This is a genomic window from Novosphingobium naphthalenivorans NBRC 102051, assembly GCF_001590985.1.
In the GTDB taxonomy this organism is placed as follows: Bacteria; Pseudomonadota; Alphaproteobacteria; order Sphingomonadales; family Sphingomonadaceae; genus Novosphingobium; species Novosphingobium naphthalenivorans.
Map to the genome: position 1 here is coordinate 39024 of NZ_BCTX01000001.1, position 16785 is coordinate 55808.

General features: G+C 63.2%; 15 protein-coding genes. 5 read left to right on the top strand and 10 right to left on the bottom strand.

Annotated features, from left to right (window positions below; genetic code table 11):
- The first annotated feature begins 155 nt into the window (after window positions 1-155).
- Window positions 156-944, top strand: a complete 789-nt coding sequence (mazG, locus tag NN5_RS00190) for a nucleoside triphosphate pyrophosphohydrolase (RefSeq protein ID WP_067731888.1) — start codon at window positions 156-158, stop codon at window positions 942-944.
- On the opposite strand, the gene hflX is transcribed toward mazG, so the two are convergent.
- From hflX to dusB, 7 genes are all read right to left on the bottom strand, one after another.
- Window positions 921-2252 (bottom strand): GTPase HflX, encoded by a 1332-nt coding sequence (gene hflX, locus NN5_RS00195; protein WP_067731890.1) that lies wholly within the window; start codon window positions 2250-2252, stop codon window positions 921-923. The genes mazG and hflX overlap by 24 nt on opposite strands.
- A 120-nt stretch (window positions 2253-2372) precedes the next feature.
- Complete coding sequence (gene hfq, locus NN5_RS00200; RefSeq protein ID WP_067731892.1) at window positions 2373-2942, bottom strand: RNA chaperone Hfq; 570 nt, start codon at window positions 2940-2942, stop codon at window positions 2373-2375.
- A 212-nt stretch (window positions 2943-3154) separates the two neighbouring features.
- The gene (ntrX, locus tag NN5_RS00205; protein WP_067731894.1) at window positions 3155-4540 is read right to left on the bottom strand and encodes a nitrogen assimilation response regulator NtrX; all 1386 of its coding nucleotides are present in this window, start codon (window positions 4538-4540) and stop codon (window positions 3155-3157) included.
- Window positions 4541-4600: 60 nt separating this feature from the next.
- Window positions 4601-6772 carry a sensor histidine kinase gene (locus tag NN5_RS00210; protein ID WP_067732118.1) on the bottom strand — a complete coding sequence of 724 codons (2172 nt, stop codon included), beginning with the start codon at window positions 6770-6772 and terminating at the stop codon, window positions 4601-4603.
- Window positions 6773-6883: 111 nt separating this feature from the next.
- Complete coding sequence (locus NN5_RS00215; RefSeq protein ID WP_067731896.1) at window positions 6884-8302, bottom strand: sigma-54-dependent transcriptional regulator; 1419 nt, start codon at window positions 8300-8302, stop codon at window positions 6884-6886.
- Window positions 8299-9441, bottom strand: a complete 1143-nt coding sequence (locus NN5_RS00220; RefSeq protein WP_067731898.1) for a two-component system sensor histidine kinase NtrB — start codon at window positions 9439-9441, stop codon at window positions 8299-8301. The genes NN5_RS00215 and NN5_RS00220 overlap by 4 nt, the downstream gene beginning before the upstream one ends.
- A complete protein-coding gene (gene dusB, locus NN5_RS00225; protein WP_067731900.1) occupies window positions 9438-10466 on the bottom strand; it encodes a tRNA dihydrouridine synthase DusB in 1029 nt (342 codons plus the stop codon). Before dusB ends, NN5_RS00220 begins: the two co-directional genes overlap by 4 nt.
- An 80-nt stretch (window positions 10467-10546) precedes the next feature.
- Here dusB and NN5_RS00230 point away from each other — a divergent pair, with 80 nt between their 5' ends.
- Genes NN5_RS00230 through NN5_RS00240 form a run of 3 tightly spaced genes read left to right on the top strand, consistent with a single transcriptional unit; the run spans window position 10547 to window position 12810 of the window.
- A complete protein-coding gene (locus tag NN5_RS00230; RefSeq protein WP_084384646.1) occupies window positions 10547-11743 on the top strand; it encodes a bifunctional 2-C-methyl-D-erythritol 4-phosphate cytidylyltransferase/2-C-methyl-D-erythritol 2,4-cyclodiphosphate synthase in 1197 nt (398 codons plus the stop codon).
- A gap of 43 nt (window positions 11744-11786) precedes the next feature.
- Window positions 11787-12284: a hypothetical protein gene (locus NN5_RS00235; protein ID WP_245656115.1), complete on the top strand. Its 498-nt coding sequence runs from the start codon at window positions 11787-11789 to the stop codon at window positions 12282-12284.
- A gap of 16 nt (window positions 12285-12300) precedes the next feature.
- Window positions 12301-12810 (top strand): CinA family protein, encoded by a 510-nt coding sequence (locus NN5_RS00240; RefSeq protein ID WP_067731903.1) that lies wholly within the window; start codon window positions 12301-12303, stop codon window positions 12808-12810.
- 150 nt (window positions 12811-12960) lie between these two features.
- Here NN5_RS00240 and NN5_RS00245 read toward each other — a convergent pair whose 3' ends face one another.
- Both NN5_RS00245 and lipA read right to left on the bottom strand, forming a co-directional pair.
- Window positions 12961-13407 (bottom strand): type II toxin-antitoxin system RatA family toxin, encoded by a 447-nt coding sequence (locus NN5_RS00245; protein WP_067731904.1) that lies wholly within the window; start codon window positions 13405-13407, stop codon window positions 12961-12963.
- A gap of 52 nt (window positions 13408-13459) precedes the next feature.
- Window positions 13460-14398, bottom strand: a complete 939-nt coding sequence (gene lipA / locus NN5_RS00250; RefSeq protein WP_067731905.1) for a lipoyl synthase — start codon at window positions 14396-14398, stop codon at window positions 13460-13462.
- Between the two features lie 109 nt (window positions 14399-14507).
- Here lipA and NN5_RS00255 point away from each other — a divergent pair, with 109 nt between their 5' ends.
- A complete protein-coding gene (locus tag NN5_RS00255; protein WP_067731909.1) occupies window positions 14508-15161 on the top strand; it encodes a carbonic anhydrase in 654 nt (217 codons plus the stop codon).
- A gap of 110 nt (window positions 15162-15271) precedes the next feature.
- Here NN5_RS00255 and NN5_RS00260 read toward each other — a convergent pair whose 3' ends face one another.
- On the bottom strand, window positions 15272-16600 hold the full coding sequence (locus tag NN5_RS00260; RefSeq protein ID WP_067731911.1) for a hypothetical protein: 1329 nt from the start codon (window positions 16598-16600) through the stop codon (window positions 15272-15274).
- Window positions 16601-16785 lie beyond the last annotated feature (185 nt).

A 16785-nucleotide genomic window follows, 5' to 3' on the forward strand; every position in this document is an offset into this window, starting at 1 on the left:
GCCCAAAGGGTGAAGCAATCCAGGGCGGTTTGCGCCACCCCTGGATTGCCGCGTCGGCTTCGCCTCCTCGCAATGACGAAGAGGGAAGAGTCATCATCACCGAGCTTTGGTATAAGCCGCTTCCACTCTCCGTTCATGTTGAAAGCCCCCCGGACATGACCGATCATCGTCATCAGCAAATCGATCGCATCCTTGCGATCATGGCGCGCCTGCGCGATCCGCAGCACGGCTGCGAATGGGACCGCGCGCAGAATTTCGCGACCATCGCGCCTTATACGATCGAAGAAGCCTACGAAGTGGCCGATGCGATCGAGCGTGAGGACATGGAATCCCTGCGCGACGAATTGGGCGACTTGCTGCTGCAGGTCGTGTTCCACGCCCGCATGGCCGAGGAGGCGGGGCATTTCGCATTCGCCGATGTCGCGGCCTCGATCTCGGACAAGCTCGAAGCGCGCCACCCGCACATCTTCGGCGATGATGCCTCGGGCGATGCGCAGACCGAGCGCTGGGAAAAACTCAAGGCCAGGGAACGCGCAGCCAAAGGCGCGACAAGCGCCATCGACGGTGTTGCCTTGTCACTGCCGGCGCTGATGCGGGCGGAAAAGTTGCAGAAGCGCGCGGCGCGTGTGGGGTTCGACTGGCCGGATCCGTCAGGCGCAGCGGACAAGGTGCACGAGGAAATGGCCGAACTTGCCGAAGCGGAAGAGGCCAGCAAGCTTGAAGAAGCCGGCGACCTGCTCTTCGCCGCCGTCAATCTCGTCCGCCTCAATGGCATTGCCCCGGAAGATGCGCTGCGTGCTGCGAATGCCAAGTTCGAACGACGGTTCCGCGCCATGGAAGTGCTCGCATCCTTCGATGGCAAAGCCTTTGCCGCCCTCCCGCTCGATGAGCAGGAAAGCTACTGGCAAGCGGTCAAGGCATCAGAGCGCCGAGAACCGGCCTAGTTCGCGATCGGTCAGCCGCACCTGCACGCGCAGTTGCGGTCCCTCGGGGCCTTCTCCGGCGTCCTCCTCGCTCACCACATCGCCGCGCGCGTGCAGGAAAGCGAGCCGCTGCCCATCGGCGGCGAGGATCACGAAAGTATAGAGTTTAGAGCCGACCGTCAGTTCCGCGCCGACCGCTTCGAGCAGATCGTCGCAGCCCATACCGGTCAGGGCCGAGAGCGGAACGATCGTTTCGCCTTCCCGGTGCGCCATCGCCTCGCGCAGTTCCCCGGCATGGGCTGGGCCGAGCAGGTCCCACTTGTTCCAGACCTCGACGATCGGAATGGCTAGCCGGTCCTCCCCTTCGTCTTCCGCGCCGGTCAGCACGCCAAGATCGGAGAGCACATCGAGCACCTGGCGCTTCTGGGCTTCGGTATCGGGATTGGCGATATCGCGCACATGCACGATCACGTCAGCCGCCGTGACTTCTTCCAGCGTCGCGCGGAAAGCGGCGACAAGCTGGGTCGGAAGGTCTGAAATGAAGCCCACCGTGTCGGACAGGATCGCCTTTTCAACGCCGGGCATCCGGATCGCCCGCATGGTGGGATCGAGCGTGGCGAACAGGAGATCCTGCGCCATCACGTCTGCGCCGGTCAGGCGATTGAACAGCGTGGATTTACCCGCGTTGGTATAACCGACCAGCGCGACGATCGGCCAGGGCGCCTTCTCGCGCCTCTCACGGTGAAGCCCGCGCGTGCGCCGCACCTGCTCCAGTTCGCGGCGGATCTTGGCCATGCGATCGCGGATCATCCGGCGGTCCGCCTCGATCTGCGTTTCGCCGGGACCACCCAGGAAGCCGAAGCCGCCGCGCTGGCGCTCAAGGTGAGTCCAGCTGCGGACCAGACGGCCCGCCTGATAATCGAGATGCGCCAGCTCGACCTGCAAACGGCCTTCCGCCGTCGCCGCGCGCTCACCGAAGATTTCAAGGATCAGGCCGGTCCGGTCGATGACCTTGCGTCTCAGCTTCTCTTCCAGATTGCGCTGCTGGATCGCCGAAAGCGAGCCGTCGACGATGATAAGCTCCGCCTCGTTCAGCTCGCAGGCGACACCGATATTCTGGATCTGCCCTTCACCGAACAGCGTGCCTGCGCGCGGTTCGCGGATCGGGATCGCGATGGCGTCCGCCACCACGAGGCCGATTGCCAGCGCAAGGCCTTTCGCCTCTTCGAGGCGTGCGTCGGTATCGAGGTCCCCTCTCCCGCGCATTTGCGGATAGACGACGAGGGCACGCGCACCGCGCGTGACCTCGCCCTTCAGTTCTTCGTTCAAATCAGATCCGTTTCGACTCGTTCCAAGGCGCTAAGATGCTATGCATCACGCCTTGGAAATGCTCAAACGCCGCACGGGCTTAATCAAAAGCCTGATGAGCTAACTCATCAGGCTTTGATATCAGTCTTCGGCTTCTTCATGCGCCTGAAGGTCAACCGGAGTCACGGGCTGAATCGTCGAGACCGCGTGCTTGTAGGCAAGCTGCACATAGCCTTCGCGTTCGAGCAACATGCAGAACAGGTCGTAAGCGGCAACGCGGCCCTGCAGCATGACGCCGTTGATCAGGAACATCGTGACCTGCACGCCGGCATTGCGGATGCTGGAAAGGAACACGTCCTGCAACAGGCGCGTCTTCTTGCTCGAATCCGTACCATTCGCGAACTGGCGTGCATCGACCGGAGTCGAAGGCATGATCGTCGAGATCGCGTGCTTGTAGACAAGCTGCGACTGGCCGTCACGGCGCAGAAGAATCGAGAAATTGTCGAACCAGGTGACAATGCCCTGCAGCTTCACGCCCTTGACCAGGAACATGGTCACGGGAGTCTTGTTCTTGCGCAGGAGATTGAGGAACTGATCCTGAAGGTTCTGCCCCTTCCCGGCCGAAGTGCCGGCACTTACCGGCGGTGCTTCCGGCGTCGGAGCCGGATCGGCAGCGGGTTTCGGTCGCGCTGAAAGCGTTCGACCAGCCATACTATTCTCCTTCTTTTTGGCGGCCGTGATTGCGGTCCGCGATCTGGCGCCGGGCTGTTCCCGATGCCGTTCTCGAATCAAAATCTATCCTCTTGCTGCATTGCAGTAAACACGAGAATTATCGCAGGCCTGTGACAAGCCCCGTTAGACCGCTCATCGGCACAGCCTCCGGGCCGGCCGTAAAGCGTTTCCACAACCGGCAAGCAGCCGGTTTACTCGCCCTCTTCGCCTTCCCGGCGTTCGGACATGCCCAGCAGCTTGAGCTTGCGGTGCAGGGCCGAGCGTTCCATCCCGATGAACGCGGCGGTCTTGGAAATATTGCCTGAAAACCGCCGGATCTGAATGCGAAGATACTCGCGTTCAAAGCTTTCGCGGGCCTCTCGCAAAGGCGCACTCATCATCACCGAAACGCCGGCATCGCCGTCGCCCTGACTGTTGAAAATCTCGGGTGGCAGCATGTCGGCTTCGATCCGGCCGAGCTTCTCGCGCGGGGCCATGATCACTGTGCGTTCCACCACGTTGCGAAGCTGGCGCACGTTGCCGGGCCATTCGTAAGCCTGCAGCGCGGTCATCGCCTCGTTGCCCACCTGCGGCGGCGGCACGCCCTGTTCATTGGCGTAGCGCGCGAAGAAGTGATCGACGAGAGCAGGAATGTCCTCGCGCCGTTCGCGCAGCGCCGGGATCGAGATCGGCACCACATTCAGGCGGTAGAACAGGTCTTCGCGGAAGCGGCGCTCGGCGATTTCCTTTTCGAGATCGCGCGATGTCGAAGAGACCACGCGGACGTCGACGCGAATCTGCCGGGTTCCGCCCACGCGCACGAAGGCCTGATCGGTCAGCACCCGCAGGATGCGCGCCTGAGTCGAGAGCGGCATGTCCGCCACTTCGTCGAAATAGAGCGTGCCGCCATCGGCCATCTCCAGCAGGCCGGGACGGACCAGGGCTCCTTCCGCTTCCTCGCCGAACAGTTCCTGCTCGAAACGCTCGGGCGTAATGCGGGCCGAGTTGACGCTGACGAAGGCATTGCCGGCCCGCGGGCTCCAGGCGTGGAGCAGCCTGGCCGCCACTTCCTTGCCCGCGCCGGCCGGCCCGGTAATCAACAGGCGGCTGCCGGTATTCGCCACGCGCTTGAGCGTCGCGCGCACCTGATTGATCGCCCCGCTCGAACCGGTGAATTCCTCGCCGGTGGTGAAGTCCTGCTTGAGCTGGGCATTTTCGCGCCGCAAGCGCTCGGTCTCGGTGGCACGGCCGACGAGATGGAGCAGCTTTTCGGCTTCGAAGGGCTTTTCGATGAAATCGACCGCACCCCGGCTGATCGCGGCAACCGCGGTATCGATATTGCCGTGGCCCGAAAAGATGATGACCGGCAGTTCGGGCTCGCGCGCCTTGATCGCATCGAGGACTTCGAGCCCGTCCATCGGGCTGCCGTGCAGCCACACGTCCAGCAGCACCAGGGAAGGACGGCGCGCATCGATGGCAGCCAGCGCCGCCTCGCTGTCGCCTGCGGTGCGGCATTCGTAACCCTCGTCGCTTAGGACGCCGGCGACCAGTTCGCGAATGTCGCGTTCGTCGTCAACGATCAGGATTTCGAGTGCCATGGCAGTATCTTCTTTGTTTGCTGGTCAGGGGGGAGTGTTGTCGGGATCATCGGGCCGGGGTCATTCCGCCGCTTCGGGCTTGCGGCCCTGCGCGAGAGGATCGCGGGCAAAGCGCATGGTTACCGTGGTGCCGGAACCTTGCGCGGGCGTGAACGTCATTTCGCCGCCGTGCTCCTCGATGATCTTGTTGACGATCGCGAGGCCCAGCCCAGTGCCTTTTTCGCGTGTCGTGACATAAGGTTCGATGATCCGCTCCCGGTCCTGCGAAAGCCCGATGCCGTTATCGGTAATGCGCACGAGGATCGAATCGCCCTGGTCAGCGACTTCGACGGCAATAGCGCCCCGGTAGCTCTCGTCCGCGTCCTTGCCTCTGGTCTCGATCGCCTCGACCGCGTTCTTGAGAACATTGGTCATCGCCTGCCCGAACTGGTGCCGGTCGCAGTCTATGCTGGCGATGTCCGGGGCAGCGGAGAAACTGAAGGCGATGTCCGGCCGCGCCACTTCCTGCAGGAACAGCGCCTGGCGCGTGAGAGCAACCGGATCTTCCGCCCGGAACACCGGCTTGGGCAGGCGCGCGAAGGACGAGAACTCGTCCACCATCTTCCTCAGATCGCCGACCTGGCGGATGATCGTGCGGGTCAGGTCCTCGAACAGTTCGGGATTGTCAGTGATCTGCTTGCGGTAGCGGCGGCTCAGCCGTTCCGTCGCCAGCTGAATCGGCGTCAGCGGGTTCTTGATCTCATGAGCAATGCGCCGCGCCACGTCGGACCAGGCCGCCGTGCGCTGATCGAGCAGCTGGCGCGTGATATCCTCGAACGTGATCACATGCCCGGTCGCGTCCCGGCTTGCCTTGACGGCCAGCGTCAGCAGTTCGCCCCCGCGGCTGTACTGGACAATGCCGCTTGCCGTCCCCTGCTCCACCAGCGCTGCGATCGGCGGTGCCAGTTCGCTGATGGTCAGATCGTCGGGAAGCTCGCTGCCGCGCTCGCTGAGCAGCCGCTGCGCCGTGCTGTTCATCAGCAGGATGCGCCCGTTTTCATCGAGCGAAATAATGCCCGACGTGACCGATTCGAGCACCGCCTCGATAAACAGGCGCCGCTCGTGAAGCTGGCGGTTGGCGCCCAGCAAGGCCTGCGTCTGCTTGTCGATCTGGGCGGTCATGCGGTTGAAGGCGCGGTTGAGCAGCCCGATCTCGTCGGCGCCGGTGCGTCCCTCGATGCGCAGCGCGTAATTGCCCGCGCCGACCCTCCGGGCCGCATCCACCAGTTCGTAGAGCGGCTTCACCTGCCGGTCGGCAAAGCGCAGCGCCAGCCAGACCGAGGTCCCCACCAGCACGAGCGAAGCCACGAACAACGCAACGTTGAATCGCAACTGCATAACCCGCGCGCGGTTCGTCAGCACTTCATAGGCCTGAACGATGTTTTCCGCGCTTTGTCCCTGGCTGAGCGAAAGCAGGTCGTTACTTCGCGCCACGAGGAGGTAGATGCCCGAGGATCGCTCAATCGGTGCGCTGGCGACGATACGGTCGGCTCGCGACGTGACGTCGTAAGGCGCGCCCTTGTCCAGATTCTCCAGCGATTTCGTGCTGATGCGGTTGTTTTCGGATTTCCCGTCGGGATTGATGATGATCGGCGTGCGCTGGTTGCCGTCGGAATCGATCTGGATGATGGCGGCCACGCTCAGGTTCCGGCGCAGCACCTGATCGGCAAGGAACGCCTGGAACTCCTTGCTGGCCACCGGATACTCGCCGAGCCAGGTGCGCGAGTCCTCGGCCATGGCGACTGATTCATAGCCGACATCGCGCATGGTCTGCTCGTAGTACCCGCGCGCCAGCTTGTTCGCATTCTCCAGCAATCCGCGCGAACTGTCCGAAAACCAGAATTCGACGCCCGATTGGAACAGCCACGATGCGAAGACCACCACCAGCAACGTGGGGATGGCCGAAATCAACGAGAAGATGAACACCAGACGGACGTGCATACGCCCCGTCCCACCGATGTTCTCCGCCGCCCGGCGCAGCGCCATGCGCCGTCCGAACAGCACCAGGATCGCCATGGCAGGCACCAGCGTGCCGACCAGCAGCGTGGCAGTGAGGTTGGAGGGCAACAGTTCGCCCTTGCCCCCGCCACCATTCAGCGCGACCCACGTCGTCGCTGTCATAATCAGGAACGCAAGGACTGAAAGCACTTCGATGAGGGCAAAGAAGTTCGCCCGGCGCGCGGCAACCTGCATGCGCCGCCACCAGCGCGGCCACCTGCGTTTATGGGTCGTGATGCCGTTCATCGTTGCTTCGTTACAACAGCACTGTTGCTGCCTTGCAAGAGGAATTCCATTAAACCGTCATCAGGATCGACGAACGAATTCTTCGGGATCGAGCGCGAGCTCGCTCAGGCGCTTTCGCAAGGTGTTGCGATTGATGCCCAGCGCCTGCGCCGCGCGCAGCTGATTGCCTCCGGTTTCACGCAGGACTTCCGCAAACAGAGGACGCTCGAAAGCCGCGATCGCGTTTTCGTAGATGGTCCCGCTGGCAGGCCGCTCCGCCGAAAGCCAGCGGGTCACGGCGCCCTCGATATCACAGGCATCACTGGTTCCGGCTGCCGGCACGCCGACAGGCTCCTGCGCCAGAAGCGGGAGAACACTGTCGGCATCGATCGTATCCTCGCGGGCGAGCAGCGCCATGCGATAGACGAAGTTCTTGAGCTCGCGCACATTGCCCCGCCAGGGCTGGCGGCTGAGCAGCTCGGCCGCTTCCGCCGTAAGCTGGCGGCGGGGCAGCCCCTCGTTGGCCGCGTGCTGGAGAAAGTGCCTGGCCAGAACCTCGATATCGTCGCTCCGGTCGCGCAGCGGCGGCATGTGGATCGGCACGACATTGAGCCGGTAATAGAGATCTTCGCGGAAACGCCCTGCCGCGATTTCAGGCTCGAGATCCTTGTTGGTGGCCGCGATGATGCGGGTGTCGAGCCGGATTTCCTCGCTGCCGCCGACACGCCGAACCGTCCCGGACTGCAACGCGCGCAGCAGCCGTGTCTGCGCCTGCATCGGCATGTCCCCGATCTCATCGAGGAACAGCGTTCCGCCCGCGGCCTGCTCGAATTTGCCGACGTGACGCGCCACGGCGCCGGTAAAGGCCCCCTTCTCGTGCCCGAACAGTTCGCTCTCGATCAGTTCGGCCGGGATCGCGGCGGTATTCACGGCAATGAACGGCCCGTTCCGGCGATTGCCAAGCTGGTGGATGGCTTCCGCGACCAGTTCCTTGCCGGTTCCCGATTCGCCCAGGATCAGCACGGTAAGATCGTTGCGCAGCACGCGCGTGATCATGCGGAACACGGACTGCATCGCCGGACTGCGGCCTACCAGCGGAAGACCGTCGCCGAGAGGCTCGTCGCCACGCGGGCCGTCGCCCTGGGCATTGCCCGCAGCCTGCCGGACGGTGCGCGCCAGTTCGTCGATATCGAAGGGCTTGGGAAAGTACTCGAATGCCCCCGTGTCCGTCGCGCGGACCGCGGTATCGAGCGTGTTCTGCGCCGACAGGATGATGATCGGCATATCCGGATGCAGGGCGCGGGCACGGTCCAGCGTTTCAATGCCGTCGCCATCGGGCAACATCACGTCCGTCACCAATGCCTCGAAGCGTCGTTCGCCCAGCAGACGGTCCCGCTCGGCAATGGTCTGGCAGTGCACGACCGAGAAACCCTCGTCCTCCAGCGCCGCCGTGATGACGATGGCGATCGACATGTCGTCTTCAACAAGCAGGACGCTCATGAAAACAACCTCCGCCTGAGGAGGCCCCTGGCGCGCGTTTCCTTCGCGAGCGGCAAGTGAATGCGAAAGTGGGTGAGGCCGGCCTCTTCATCGCGCTCGTGCGTGATGCGCCCGTTCATGTCGCGCACCAGTTTGCGCACGAGCGGCAGGCCCAGCCCCTGGCCGGACTTCTTGGTGGTGACGAACGGCTCGAAGATATGGTCCCGCATGGAGAAATCGACGCCGGGGCCATTATCGCTGACACGCAGCTCGACCGGCAGGCGCACCGGCGTGCCGGAATCGGTCGTATGCAATTGCAGGCCGCTGGCGAAACGCGTGCGAATGATGACGCGGGGCTCTTCCGCCTCCTGGCTGGCCTCGATCGCATTCGACAGCAGGTTGATAATCACCTGCACGAGGCCATCCGGACTTCCCAGAACCGGGGGCAGCGACGGATCGAATTCTTCCACAAGCCGGTAACTGGGCGCGGACGGAACCAGCCCCTTGACGTTGGCCGCCTTGATCACGTCGATTGCCCGCCGCGCGGACTCGTGGAGATTGCAGGGCTCGACCGGCGGCGCGATGCGGCCGCTCAATTTCTGCATGCGCTCGATCAAGCTGGCGATGCGATCGACTTCCGAAGTGATGAGGTCCGTCAGCGGCCGGTCCCGGTCGTCGATCTTTCGGGCAAGAAGCTGCGCCGCGCCGCGAATGCCCGCGAGCGGGTTCTTGATCTCGTGCGCCATGATTTCCGGCCCGCGCAGCACGGCCGTATCCGCCCCGCCGGAATCGTCGCCCAGTGCCTCGGCGGCGCTGTTGTCGTGGATCGTCAACACCTGCCAGCCCGGGGTATCGGCAACCGGCGCGACATTGATGTCGATGCGCCGGGCCCCCTTGCGCTTGAGCGAAACGTCCACTTCCCGCGCAGAAACCGGCGTTTCATAGTCCTGCAGCCGTTCCAGCAAGCGCTGGTCCGAGAAGGTCATGACATCGCCCAGCTTGCAACCGGCGAGACGCCGCAGCGACTGGCCGAAGAATTGCTCGCCCGCCGGGTTCACCGACGCGATAAGAAGTCCCGGCTCAAGCAGGATCACGGCATGTGGCAAGCTGGCCAGCAGCCGGTGGGCTTCGGGAAGAGCTGTCCGGCTAGAAATGCTCATGCTGCCCGCAGCTGTCCACCGGTGGACCGGTACGGCCCATAGAACTCCGCGAGCGAGCGCAACACTTCGCCAGCGTCATCGATGAAGTTCACGCGGTTGCGGAATTCGGCCGAGCCCTTCAGGCCCTTGACGTACCAGCCCAAGTGCTTGCGGGCCATCTTCACACCGGTGTCGGTGCCGTAGTGCGAAAGCATCGCTTCGTAGTGCTCCCGGATGATCTCGTACTGTTCGCCAAAGCCGGGATCGGCCATCAGCCCGCCGCCACGCCACCAGCGCATGACCTGCGCCAGGATCCACGGCTTGCCGTAAGCGCCGCGCCCGATCATGAGCCCGTCCGCGCCCGACTGCTCCAGCGCCTTGGCCGCATCTTCGATCCCGCAGATGTCGCCATTGACGATAACCGGGATCGAAACCGCATCCTTGACCTTGCGGACAAAGCTCCAGTCGGCCTCGCCCTTGTACATCTGGTTGCGGGTGCGGCCGTGGACGGTAATCATCTTTGCGCCGAGATCTTCGGCAATGCGGGCAAGCTCCGGCGCGTTGAGGCTGTCATGACACCAGCCCATACGCATCTTCACAGTCACCGGCACGTTCACGGCCTTGACTGTGGCTTCGATCAGCCTTGTCGCCAGAGGCACATCACGCATCAGCGCCGAACCGGCATCGCCGTTGACGACCTTGCGCACCGGGCATCCCATATTGATGTCGATGATCGCGGCGCCGCGATCCTCGACCAGCTTGGCCGCCTCAGCCATTTGATCGGGCTCGCAGCCTACCAGCTGCATCGAGACAGGGTCTTCGATCTGGTCCCACATCGCCTTCTGGAGCGAAACCCGGGTTTCGCGGATCGCCGCCGGGCTCGCGATCATCTCGGTCACGTTGAGGCCGGAGCCGAAACTGCGCACCATCCGCCGGAACGGCAGGTCGGAAACCCCCGTCATCGGCGCGAGCACGACCGGACAGTCGATCGTCACCGGACCGACATGAATGGGTTTTAGTAGCGGAGGAACAGGCAGATCGGTCATATTCTGTGCAGTGTTGCCTAAAAAACAGGCAGCGCATAGTGGATTGCCCTCCTCCCGGCAAGCGATTACCGGCAACGACAATGTCGCCTACCGCATCAGCACAAGAGCAAGACGAGCCCGGAACCGGCTCAGGCGCGCCACGAACGGCCGCCGTCGTCGTCGCCGCCGGACAAGGCCTGCGCGCCGGACAGCCCCTTCCCAAGCAGTTCGCGCGGTGGCGAGGTAAACCGGTGGTCAGACATTCGGTCGAGGCGCTGACCGCAGCGGGAATCGCCCCGGTCGTTGTCGTGATCCCGGCCGGTGCCGATGCCATCGCGCGGGACGCTCTGAACGGCATTCCCGGCCTTCGCTTCGTCACAGGCGGCGCGACGCGTCAGGAGTCCGTCCGGCTGGGGCTGGAAGCACTGACCGGAGCCGCGCCGGACTTCGTCCTGATCCACGACGCTGCCCGGCCGGTCCTGCCGCAAGCGGTTATCGACCGGCTTCTGGAAGCGCTCCAACAGCGCAAAGGCGCGATTCCCGTGCTGCCTGTGGTGGACAGCCTGGCCCATGCCGGACGCACGGAATCCGGGGATGTCATGGGCACTCCTGCAAGACGCGAAGACCTGCGCCGGGTACAGACTCCGCAGGCCTTTCATTTCGAGGAGATTCTGGCCGCGCACCGGACCTGGCCGGGCGAAATGATCGCCGGGGACGATGCCCAGGTCGCCCAGTCACGGGGAATGGAAATCGCCATGGTCGAGGGAGACGAAGCCCTGCACAAGCTGACATTCGCATCCGACTTCGCGGCATCGCAGCCCGCTGTCCGCGTGGGGACAGGGTACGATGTCCACCGGTTGTCCGAGGGCGAGGAATTGTGGCTCTGCGGCTTGCGGATCGAGCATACGCATGGGCTCGCCGGGCACAGCGACGCCGACGTTGCGATCCACGCCTTGGTCGATGCCCTGCTCGGCGCCATCGGCGCGGGCGATATCGGCCAGCATTTCCCGCCCAGCGATCCGCAATGGAAAGGCGCGGCATCGGACCAGTTCCTGTCTCATGCCGCAACGCTCGTGCGCGAAGCCGGATATGCGCTGGGCAATGCGGACGTGACGATCATATGCGAAAGCCCGAAGATCGGCCCGCATCGCGGCGCCATGCGCATCCGCCTTGCCGAAATCCTCGAAGTTGACATTGCCGCGGTCAGTGTGAAGGCAACCACAACCGAGAAACTGGGTTTTACGGGACGCGGTGAAGGAATCGCGGCCCAGGCCGCCGTCAGCCTTTGCCGGATCTAGATCCGGACCGGGAGTTTTGCGCATGAAGAGACTTTTGGGATCGATGGCTTCCTTGCTGGCCTGCGTGCCCGGCGTCGCCGCGGCGGCGGAGCCGGTGTGCCTGACACGAACGGAAGCGACGTCTCTGGTGGCTTATGCCCTCCCGCAAGCGATCAGCGGGACCGCCAAACGCTGCGCACCGGTGCTGCCGGCCAATGCATACCTTCGCCGCCATGGCGGAGATCTCGCAGCGCGCTACGCTACACAGAAAGCCAAATATTGGCCCAATGCCAAACCCGCCTTCATGAAAGCCCTTGGCCCCGATGCGGCCGGCACCGTTGGCAATCTGCCCGACGACACCACTCAGCAGCTTGCGAACACTTTCGTCGAAGGCTTCGTCTCACAGCAGATCGCGCTCAAATCCTGCGACAAGCTGGACATCGCCATCGATCTGCTGTCTCCTTTGCCGCCCGAAAACACGGCCGGCCTGATCGCGCTGACAATGGAAGTGGCGAGCACTGCCGAACCGAAAGTGGGCAAAATTGCCCTTTGCAGGAACTGATTCCTCAAGGATCACCATGGCCAAGACATTGTTTTTTCCCGAAGACCTCGTAGCGCTCGCCGAGCGGGTGATTGACGAGAACAAGGCTGCCGGGCGCACGATCGCGCTGGCTGAAAGCTGCACCGGCGGGCTGGTCTGCGCGGCCCTGACCGAGATTCCCGGCTCATCGGCCGTGCTTGACCGCGGTTTCGTGACCTATTCCAACGAGGCGAAGCAGGAACTGCTGGGCGTCCAGTCCGACATTCTCGAAGCTTTCGGCGCGGTTTCGCCCGCGACAGCCTGGGCCATGGCACAAGGCGCGATCCGGCACAGCAACGCCGATGTCGCAGTCGCCGTCAGCGGAATCGCCGGCCCCGACGGCGGAACCGAGATGAAGCCCGTAGGAACCGTCGTTTTCGCGCTGGCCATCCGCGGAGATGACGAGGTGAATGCCGAACAGAAGCTGATCGAAGGCGCCAGCAGGGCGGAAATCCGGCATCAGGCAGCGCTTGTCGCGCTGGAGATGCTGCTCCTCAACCACGGATAAATCAAAAATAACAGATGGTTGTGGATGCTTAGTCACTTTTTGAAACCATGTCATCACAGGGATTTCAAAAAGTAACTCGTAAGCGGCAACGCTGACATTGCCCTGTTACCTTTTGAAACCAATTAAAGTTTCAAAAGGTAACTCAAAGCCTCACAGCTCCTGCTGAACCCCGTAAAGCTCCGCCGCGCGCGTTTCGAAAGCGGCCACCATCTTGCGAAAGGCCTTGTCGAAATACTGCCCGGCAAGCTTTTCGAACAGTGCGTTTCGGAACGAAAAGCGGACATCGAACTCGACATCGCAAGCCGTGCTGCTCACGGGGTGGAAGGTCCAGACATTGTCGAGATCGCGCATCGGCCCGTCGACGTAGTGCACGCGGATTTCGCGCGGACGCTGCTTCTCGACGCGCGAGGTGAACTTCTCACGCAGCGCCTTGAAGCCGACCAGCATGTCGGCGATCATTTCGTGCTCGCTGTCCGACTTGACCCGCGTGGCCACGACCCAGGGCAGGAACTCCTGGTAGCGGCCGACATCGGCGACCAGGTCGAACATCTGTTCCGCACTGTATGGCAAGCGGTGGACTTCGTGGATTCCCGGCATGTTCAGGCCTGTTTCAGCGTCGTGGCGACACGGCGATGTACACCGGTAGACATCAGCGCTGTCCCCGCGCCAGCTTGGCTTCGCGCGCCGCCCGCATCTCTGCGAAATCCTCGCCTGCGTGATAGCTGGAGCGCGTCAGCGGCGTCGCTGCCACCTGCAGGAAGCCCTTAGCCCGCGCGATCGCGCCATAGGCTGCAAAGGCCTGCGGCGTCACGAATTCCTTGACTTCGGTATGCTTGGGCGTGGGGCGCAGGTACTGGCCCATGGTCAGGAAATCGATGTCGGCACAGCGCATGTCGTCCATCACCTGATGCACTTCAAGCCGCTCCTCACCCAGTCCGAGCATGACCCCCGACTTGGTGAAAATCGAAGGATCGTGAGCCTTTACCTCTTCCAGAAGACGCAGCGAGGCATAGTAGCGCGCGCCGGGACGGATCGTCGGGTAGAGCCGGGGAACCGTCTCGAGGTTGTGATTGTAGACATCCGGCCGCGCGGCAACGATCGCCTCGATGGCGGCGCGCATCTTGCCCCGGAAATCGGGCGTGAGAATCTCGATCGTGGTCTGCGGCGCATTGCGGCGCAGTTCCTCGATCACTTTCACGAACTGGCCGGCGCCGCCATCCGGCAGGTCGTCGCGGTCCACAGAGGTGATGACGATGTGTTCCAGCCCCATCTCGGCCGCAGCCTGAGCCACGTGGGCTGGCTCATCGGCGTCGACGCGTCCCGGCATTCCCGTCTTCACGTTGCAAAAAGCGCAGGCCCGCGTGCAAGTATCGCCGAGGATCATCACCGTTGCGTGCTTTTTCGTCCAGCACTCACCGATGTTGGGACAGGCGGCCTCCTCACACACGGTATTGAGCTTGAGATCGCGCATCAGCTTGCGCGTTTCGCCATATCCCTTGGTGGTGGGCGCCTTGACGCGGATCCAGTCCGGCTTGCGCTGGCGTTCCGGTTTGCTGTCGGGGTTCGGTGCAGAGGAGAGATCGTTCATGAGGCCCAGATAGTCTCATGCTCGCGCCCTTGCCAGTACGAACTTGCCAGTACGAATATCCCGGCTAAGGGATGCCCGCAGTTACACATCCCATTACGGAGTGCCCTCTATGTCTGAAACCGGAAGCACCGCTCTCGATCATCTCCTGGAAGGTTATCGCCGTTTCCGTAACACGGGATGGACGCCGCACCGTGAACGCTGGGCCCAGCTGCGCGACGGGCAGCAGCCCGAAGTCATGATCATCGCCTGCTCCGACAGCCGCGTTGATCCGACTCAGATCTTCGACACCGATCCGGGCGAAATGTTCGTCGTGCGCAATGTCGCCGCGTTGGTGCCGCCGTTCGAGACGGCCCCTGGCCATCACGGCGTCTCGGCAGCGCTCGAATTTGCCGTCCAGGTGCTGAAGGTGAAGGAAATCGTCGTCATGGGCCACGGCATGTGCGGTGGCTGCAAGGCCGCGCTGACCCAGGAACTGCACGGCACCGAGCCTGGCGAAGGCGGCTTCATCGCCGACTGGATCGCCTTGCTCGACGCGGCGCGCGAGCCGGTCGCGGCGCAGTTCGGGACGCAAGGCCGCCCGGCCGAACGCCAGATGGAACAGGCCGCCGTCAAGGTTAGTCTGGACAACCTGATGACGTTCCCCTGCATCCGCCGGAAGGTGCGCGACGGCGACCTGCGCCTGCGTGGAGCCTTCTTCGCGATCTCCGACGGCGTTCTCCATCTGATGGATGGCGACACGGGCGAATTCGCTCCCGTAGCCTGAGCGGCAAGCCCTGCTGTCCAGCGCTGGACAGCGCTGTCCTGGCGGGACAAACGAAAAGGGCGGCGGGATGGCCCGCCGCCCTTTCTTTTTGCGTTTCTATTGAAACGCAATCAGTTCGCAGCGGGCGCCGCCTTGCTCTTGGCGTAAGCGCTCCACATTTTCGCGACCGTGACACGGGGCCCGGTCACTTTGGCGAAATTGGTTTCGGCGTCAGCGTATTTGCCCTGCAGCGTCTGCGCCATGCCGAGACGCAGCGCCACCTTGTCGGCATCGATGCCGGGCATGCCGAGCGCCTTGGCGTAGAACATTTCCGCCTTGGCAGGCTGGTCGTAGCTGAGGAAAACGTCGGCAGCGCCGACCACGGTTCCCGCCTTGGCGCCGGGCTTCATCGCATCGCTTTCGAGCGACGGCAGCGACGCCTTGTCGCCGGCAACGCGCGCCGAAGTGTTCGACTTGTCCGCGGCGATTTCGGTTGCGTTCAGCGTGCCTTTGGCCAGACCGTCGTTGATCACCTTCAGCGCCTCACCCGGATAGGCGCGCGGATCGACGTCTTCCAGATAGGTGAAATAGTCACGCTTTTCGGTCATCGAATTCGTGAGGTACTTCAAGCGCATAAGGTCGATGTCCTGCTCACGCGGCAGCGCGGCGAGCTGGGCGACGACCGAAATCGCGATATTCCAGGCCCCCGGATAGTACTGGCCCAGCATCGCCGCATATTCGGTCGACGGGCCAAGCTCCTTGGCACTGTAGGTCTGCTGCAAGGCATTGCGGAGCGAGTTTTCCGCCGGGGCCGTGCCATTGGCCTTCGCTGCGGCGATATCATCCTTGGCGAGTTGCAGCACAGCACCGGTGTCACCGCTGCGCTTGTAGGCGTCGGCGAGAATCAGGTCGAGCTGGTTGTTGGGATCCTGATAACCGGCACCCTTCGCTGCCTTGAGATAGCTCGCCGCGCCCGCCCAGTCCTTGAGCTGATAGGCCGTGACGCCGGCGTCGAAATTGACCGCGCCCACCTTGTCCGTAGGCAGCTTGCCGCTTTCGATCATCAGGGCATTGCCCTTCTGCTTGAAGGCAAGATCCTTTGCCATGATGCCGTAATTGCGCATCATCGAACCCAGGGCATTCTTGTCGTCAGCGGTTGTCGCGGTCGGCACCGCCGCCTCGAAGGCAGCCTTTCCATCACCGCCCAGCGCCGTATCGATCTGCGTCTTGGCAGCCTCGTAGTCGCTCGGTCCAGCGCCGGCGGGCAGTTTGCCGGTCGCGTCGGTCATCGCCTTCTCGATGGGACCGGCGGCTTTGCGGAAAGCTTCGGAGAAATCGGCGGCGGGAGCCTTTTCCTTATTCTCCTTCTTCGCCATTGCCGGCGGCGCCACGGCCACGGCCATGCCGCTCGAAAGCGCGAGCGCGAGAGCAAAACGGGAAACCAGGAACTTGCGAGCCATCAAGGCCACTCCTCTCAAGACAGAACGATACCATGCCCGAAAACGGGCACCTGAAACTTACCGGCGCCGGTAGTGCCGCCGAATTGACGGCTTGGCAACCTTTCGCTCCCGCTTATTCTCGCGCCACTGAACGGTGATTGAATGCCGGCTGCGTCCCATGCCGGGTTGCGGACGACACCTGCCCT

Excerpts from the sequence above, each read along its gene's own strand:
- lipA (WP_067731905.1), bottom strand. The coding sequence starts at position 14,398 with ATGAACGATCTCTCCTCTGCACCGAACCCCGACAGCAAACCGGAACGC.
- NN5_RS00220 (WP_067731898.1), bottom strand. The coding sequence starts at position 9,441 with ATGAGCATTTCTAGCCGGACAGCTCTTCCCGAAGCCCACCGGCTGCTG.
- NN5_RS00260 (WP_067731911.1), bottom strand. The coding sequence starts at position 16,600 with ATGGCTCGCAAGTTCCTGGTTTCCCGTTTTGCTCTCGCGCTCGCGCTT.
- NN5_RS00255 (WP_067731909.1), top strand. The coding sequence starts at position 14,508 with ATGTCTGAAACCGGAAGCACCGCTCTCGATCATCTCCTGGAAGGTTAT.
- mazG (WP_067731888.1), top strand. The coding sequence starts at position 156 with ATGACCGATCATCGTCATCAGCAAATCGATCGCATCCTTGCGATCATG.
- NN5_RS00235 (WP_245656115.1), top strand. The coding sequence starts at position 11,787 with ATGGCTTCCTTGCTGGCCTGCGTGCCCGGCGTCGCCGCGGCGGCGGAG.
- ntrX (WP_067731894.1), bottom strand. The coding sequence starts at position 4,540 with ATGGCACTCGAAATCCTGATCGTTGACGACGAACGCGACATTCGCGAA.
- dusB (WP_067731900.1), bottom strand. The coding sequence starts at position 10,466 with ATGACCGATCTGCCTGTTCCTCCGCTACTAAAACCCATTCATGTCGGT.
- NN5_RS00215 (WP_067731896.1), bottom strand. The coding sequence starts at position 8,302 with ATGAGCGTCCTGCTTGTTGAAGACGACATGTCGATCGCCATCGTCATC.
- NN5_RS00230 (WP_084384646.1), top strand. The coding sequence starts at position 10,547 with ATGTCGCCTACCGCATCAGCACAAGAGCAAGACGAGCCCGGAACCGGC.
- NN5_RS00245 (WP_067731904.1), bottom strand. The coding sequence starts at position 13,407 with ATGCCGGGAATCCACGAAGTCCACCGCTTGCCATACAGTGCGGAACAG.
- NN5_RS00210 (WP_067732118.1), bottom strand. The coding sequence starts at position 6,772 with ATGCAGGTTGCCGCGCGCCGGGCGAACTTCTTTGCCCTCATCGAAGTG.
- hfq (WP_067731892.1), bottom strand. The coding sequence starts at position 2,942 with ATGGCTGGTCGAACGCTTTCAGCGCGACCGAAACCCGCTGCCGATCCG.
- NN5_RS00240 (WP_067731903.1), top strand. The coding sequence starts at position 12,301 with ATGGCCAAGACATTGTTTTTTCCCGAAGACCTCGTAGCGCTCGCCGAG.